The organism is Kitasatospora sp. NPDC091257 (genome assembly GCF_044757675.1).
GTDB classification, from domain to species: Bacteria; Actinomycetota; Actinomycetes; order Streptomycetales; family Streptomycetaceae; genus Kitasatospora; species Kitasatospora lactacystinica.
In genome coordinates this window covers 1-4,737 of sequence record NZ_JBIVVI010000723.1, presented here as the reverse complement: position 1 = coordinate 4,737, position 4,737 = coordinate 1, and the positions used below count along the sequence as shown (strand labels likewise).

General features: G+C 72.5%; 6 protein-coding genes and 1 tRNA gene. 2 read left to right on the top strand and 5 right to left on the bottom strand.

Annotated features, from left to right (window positions below; all coding sequences use genetic code 11):
- On the bottom strand, positions 1-412 hold a 412-nt coding region (locus tag ACIQOV_RS28190; RefSeq protein ID WP_401053213.1), incomplete at its 3' end, for an ATP-binding protein.
- A 522-nt stretch (positions 413-934) separates the two neighbouring features.
- Here ACIQOV_RS28190 and ACIQOV_RS28185 point away from each other — a divergent pair.
- Positions 935-1,019 (top strand) — tRNA-Leu (locus tag ACIQOV_RS28185).
- A gap of 181 nt (positions 1,020-1,200) precedes the next feature.
- Here the strand turns inward: ACIQOV_RS28185 and ACIQOV_RS28180 are convergent.
- On the bottom strand, positions 1,201-1,830 hold the full coding sequence (locus ACIQOV_RS28180) for a hypothetical protein (RefSeq protein ID WP_401053211.1): 630 nt from the start codon (positions 1,828-1,830) through the stop codon (positions 1,201-1,203).
- 435 nt (positions 1,831-2,265) lie between these two features.
- Positions 2,266-2,535, bottom strand: a complete 270-nt coding sequence (locus ACIQOV_RS28175; protein WP_401053209.1) for a hypothetical protein — start codon at positions 2,533-2,535, stop codon at positions 2,266-2,268.
- A gap of 356 nt (positions 2,536-2,891) precedes the next feature.
- On the opposite strand from ACIQOV_RS28175, the gene ACIQOV_RS28170 reads away from it, so the two are divergent.
- Positions 2,892-3,524: a MarR family winged helix-turn-helix transcriptional regulator gene (locus ACIQOV_RS28170; RefSeq protein ID WP_401053207.1), complete on the top strand. Its 633-nt coding sequence runs from the start codon at positions 2,892-2,894 to the stop codon at positions 3,522-3,524.
- Here the strand turns inward: ACIQOV_RS28170 and ACIQOV_RS28165 are convergent.
- On the bottom strand, positions 3,517-3,843 hold the full coding sequence (locus ACIQOV_RS28165) for a hypothetical protein (protein ID WP_401053205.1): 327 nt from the start codon (positions 3,841-3,843) through the stop codon (positions 3,517-3,519). The two genes, ACIQOV_RS28170 and ACIQOV_RS28165, sit on opposite strands and share 8 nt — an antisense overlap.
- A gap of 21 nt (positions 3,844-3,864) precedes the next feature.
- Positions 3,865-4,602 carry a TetR family transcriptional regulator gene (locus tag ACIQOV_RS28160; protein WP_401053203.1) on the bottom strand — a complete coding sequence of 246 codons (738 nt, stop codon included), beginning with the start codon at positions 4,600-4,602 and terminating at the stop codon, positions 3,865-3,867.
- Between the last annotated feature and the right edge of the window lie 135 nt (positions 4,603-4,737).

The following is a 4,737-nucleotide window of genomic DNA, read 5'->3' as shown; positions in this document are numbered from 1 at the left end:
CCCCCGTGTGTTCGACGTCGCACACCCCGCCGGCCTGCAGGGTGACGCTCTTCACCAGCAGCAGGCCGCGCCCGCCGGTGCTCGCGGTGTCGTTCTCCAGTGCCTTCGGCCGGTACGGATCGCCGTCCTCGACCGACACCCGCACCGAGGCCCGGCGCACCGACAGCTCGGTGACCACCTCGGGGGACAGCTCGGCGGCATGCGTCACCGCGTTGCTCACCAGCTCCGAGACGATCAGCAGCAGGTCGTCCACCAGCTCCTGGTAGCGCACCCCGGTCATGCCCTGGGCCAGCAGACGGTCCCGCACCGCGTGCCGGGTGAGCGGCACCGAGGCCTCGGTGGCGGGCGCCGGGAAGCGCCACACGCCCTCGGCGGGGCCTCCGGAGACCGTGGCCCCGCCCCGGCCCTCCATCCGCCTGTCGCGTCTCGGTTCGGCCTTCGCCGCTCCGCTGATCTGCTCCACGTCCAGCCGCCCTTCGTCCGCGACCCGGGAATCAGGCGATCCGCTTCATGGCGCCCTCGGTCCACAGACGCTACGAGAGCCGTCGCGGCGGCCGTGGCACCGTCGACAAGTTGCCCGTGTCGGACCGGTTCCGGCCGCAACCGACCGCGGCCGGTGCGGGAGTCGACCGGTTCCTTCGCGGACGCCACCGGTTCGGGCCGGATTCGAGCGCGTTCCCAGGCCGTACCAACCTGTGCGGGCCGCGTTCCGGGCCGTGTGCGGTCGGTACGGGCCGCGTTCCGGGCAGGCTCCTGGCTCGCCGCGGGCGCGGTACGGCCCGGGCGACGCGGCCCGCGGGGGCCGGACGGGCCTCGGACCAGGATGTCCGGTGGCCCCGCCCCGAGGAAGCGCAGGTGAGAAGCACTCCAGAACCCTGGTAATGTTCTCTCTGTCGCCGAGGGGGCGAGGAAAAACCCCCGAAGCACACACCTGGTCCGGGTGGCGGAATGGCAGACGCGCTAGCTTGAGGTGCTAGTGCCCTTTATCGGGCGTGGGGGTTCAAGTCCCCCCTCGGACACCGAAGAAAGGCCCCAGTTGATCTGGGGCCTTTTTGCTTTTCGGCCACGGCTCTCCGCTGTGAAGCGACCGGCCGGACGCCCGTACGCCGGATGCCCGGCCGGTGGGTACCGGCCGGGCATCCGGATGGGCCTGGCCCGACGGGACGGTGTCGGGGTCACGCCCAAAACGGCGGGATTCGGTCAGCCCTGGCTGGCGGCGGGGGCGGCGGCAGCCGGAGCCTCGGCCGCCGGAGCGGCAGCGGCCGGGGCAACCTCGGTCGCCGGGACGGCAGCGGGAGCAACCTCGGTCGCCGGGACGGCAGCAGGGGCAACCTCAGTCGCCGGGACGGCAGCAGGGGCAACCTCAGTCGCCGGGACGGCAGCAGGGGCAACCTCGGCCGCCGGGACGGCAGCAGGGGCAACCTCGGCCGCCGGGACGGCAGCGGGAGCAACCTCAGTCGCCGGGACGGCGGCCGGGGCAACCTCAGTCGCCGGGGCAGCAGCGGGAGCCTCGGCCGCGGGAGCAGCAGCCTCGGCCGCCGGGGCGGCGGCGGGGGCGACGTCCTCGTCGTTGAAGGTGGCACCCGCACCCGTGAAGGAGCCGGTGACGCCCTCGTCTTCCGCAATGATCCAGAAGCTGGCGTGCGAGACACCGTCGTGGCCGACGTGGGACTCGACCGCCGCGAGGGCGGCGGCGTCCTCGTTGGCAGTGAAGAAGCCCTTGCCGTAGTTCGCGTCGATGCCTTCGTGGGCCGAGGCCAGGCCGGCGCAGCCGAGCACGAGCGGGACGGTGAGGGCGCCGACAGCCACGACTCGCTTGAGAGCACGCATGAAAATCTCCTCCACGGAGTTTCTGGGTTGAGTGGCGGTGCCGTTCAGCCCCGCCGCGATTCAGAGAGCCACGCCCCGGATCCCGCCGCAACCGGCACCGCGACCCGTCCGGCCTCACGTCCCGTCAGAATCGCCGCCCCCACCAGCGGAAATACCGTTCGTATGCCTATCTGACAGGATCAGTCGGCTGGAGCACTCTGCGTCACTCCGCGCCACCCTCCGTCGTCGCCGGGCCCCTGCCGCGGACCGCCCCTGCGGAGCCACCCCTCGACGGAGTCATCATGCGAACGGCTCGATACAACGGCCCGCCGTACGGGAACAGTTGGCCGGGACCTCCGAGCCCGCGGAACGGCGGGAGCGCCGCTTCGGGCACAGGCGAATCCCCCCGGAGTTCGCGGGAACTCCGGGGGGATTCGCCACCTATGTCACTCACTGTCACCCGTGGTTCCAGGTGGCACTCGAACCCGTGAAGGAGCCGGAGACGCCGTTGTCGTCCGCCCAGATCCAGAAGTCGATGTGCGAGACGCCGTCGGGACCGACGGAGGACTCGGAACCGGCGACACCGGCACCGCTCTGATTGGCGATGAACTGACCCTTGCCCCAGCTCGCGTCCAGGCCGTCGTGGGCCGAGGCCAGGCCGGCGCAGCCGAGCACGAGCGGGACGGCGAGGGAACCGACGGCCAGGACACGCTTGAGAGCACGCATGAAGGTCTCCTCCACGGAGTTTCCGGTTGAGGTGGCGACACCGATCGGCCCGCCCCGACTCAGGGAGCCACGCGCCACATCCCGCCGCAACCGACACGGCGCCCACTCCGGCCGACGTGGCCTCTGACTCGCCGCAGTGACCAGCGGATACACATATCGGACGACTGCCGTGGGGGTCATTCGACCGGAGCAGGCCCACGACACTCCAACGGCCCCGCCCGACCCATGGCACAGGACACTCCCCCGGCGGCCCGACGCCGACCGGCTCCCGCCGAGCACGCCTCCGGCTTCCGCCGAAGTCTCGTCCACTGCGGCCGAGTTGGCGGGTCGCCGCCCCTTGACAGGATTCCCGCGAAGTGCAGAATAACTTCATTATGAAGCAGGTAAATAAATCATTGGAGTCGTCGGCCGGTCCGCTGGGGCGGGATGCCGAGGGCCGGCTCTACGACAGCAGGGTGCGGACGGCCATGGGCGCGTTCACCAAGGGCGGGGACACCCTGGCACTGGAGGCCGCGGCCGCAGCGCGGTCGGCGTTCCACGCGGTGGAGAAGCTGCGGGCGCACGGATCGCAGGGACGGGGGTTGAGCGCGGGGGCGCTGGATGTGCTGGTGCGGCTCGGGGCCGCGGGTGAAGCGGGTGAAGCGGGTGAAGCGGGGCTGACCGTGGGCGAGTTGGCCCGGGCCGGCGGGGTGAGCGCGCGCAACGCGACCGGCCTGGTGGACACCCTGGAGCGGGAGGGGCTGGCCCGCCGCTCCCCCGACCCGAACGACCGGCGGGCGGTGCTGGTCACCGCGACGCCCGAAGGGCTGGCCTGGCTGGAGGAGTTCCGGGTGCCCACCGAGCGCGCGATGGCCGCCGTGTTCCGCGGCTTCAGCCCCGAGGAGATGGCCCAACTGCGACACCAGTGCCTGCGGTTGGTGGAGAACCAGCAGCAGATCGAGCAGTACCTGGGTGCGGTCGCGGACGGCCCGGGCCCGGACGTCAGCTGACCCCGGGGCCTCCGCGCGGCCGGCCGGAGCGGCGCCCCGCTTCGACCGGCCGCGCAACCACTCCGCGGTGATCAAGGCCGCCACCGTGGACACGATCAGCAGCGGCATCGGGTCGGCCGCCTGGCCGCCGAGCAGGGGGCGCGGCCCCGAAGCCGGGCAGCGGCGCACAGGCCGTGCCGAGGGCCGTACCGAGCAGGAGCGCCGGGAAGATCGGGCCGCCGCGCAGGCTGCCGAGGGCGATCGACCAGCCCAGCCCCTTGAAGAGCACGAGGGCGAGCAGCGCGCCGACCGGCCAGTCGGCCGGATCGGCGGCGAGCACGCCCAGGGTGGCCTGCCCGGATCAGACCTGGCGGGCGTCGGCGCCCAGCGCGCTCTCGATGCCCTGGACCATCCGCCACAGCGGCGCGCGGCGGCTGGCGACCAGGACCACGACGTCGTCGGACTCGCCGTCGGCGGCCTCGCCCTGGCGCTCGCCCCAGGTGCCGGTGACGAAGGCCATCGCCGCGTCCACCTCGGCCACCCAGTCGCTCTCCCCGCCCGAGCGCAACCAGGTGCGCAGGGCGTGGTTGTGCGCGGAGACGACGGCCGCGGCGATCACGTCCGCACGCAGCGGCCCGTCGGGGCGGTCGGCGAAGCGGCCGCGCAGATAGGCGGCCAGGGTGTGCTCGTAGCGCCAGACCACGGACAGCTCGTACGCGCGCAGGCCGGGCACCTTGCGGGTCAGGCGGTAGCGCTGGACGGAGAAGGAGGGCTGCTCGGCGTACATCCGCAGGACCAGGCGGGCGGCGTCGCAGGCGTGCCTGACCGGGTCCTCCTCACCGGTGCCGGACTCCAGGAACTCCGTCATCTCGGCGAGGCTGCGCTCGTGGTCGGGGAAGACCACGTCCTCCTTGGCCGGGAAGTAGCGGAAGAAGGAGCGCCGGCCGACGCCGGCCAGCGAGACGATGTCGTCGACGGTCGTCTGTTCGAAGCCGCGCTCCAGGAAGAGCTCGAAGGCCGCGGCCACCAGCGCCTCGCGCATCGCCGGCTTCGAGGGCCCGTCATTCATGGACTGGTCCTGCTCTTCCTTCTCACTCATTCACCGGAACTTAGCATCGGGACGATGCCTCGGCACCGACGGCCGGGCGGCCGGCCGACCCGCCGTCGGTGCACGTCGGGGTGGGGTTACGGGTGGGGTTACGGGAGGTTGCGGGCCATCACGATCCGCTGGACC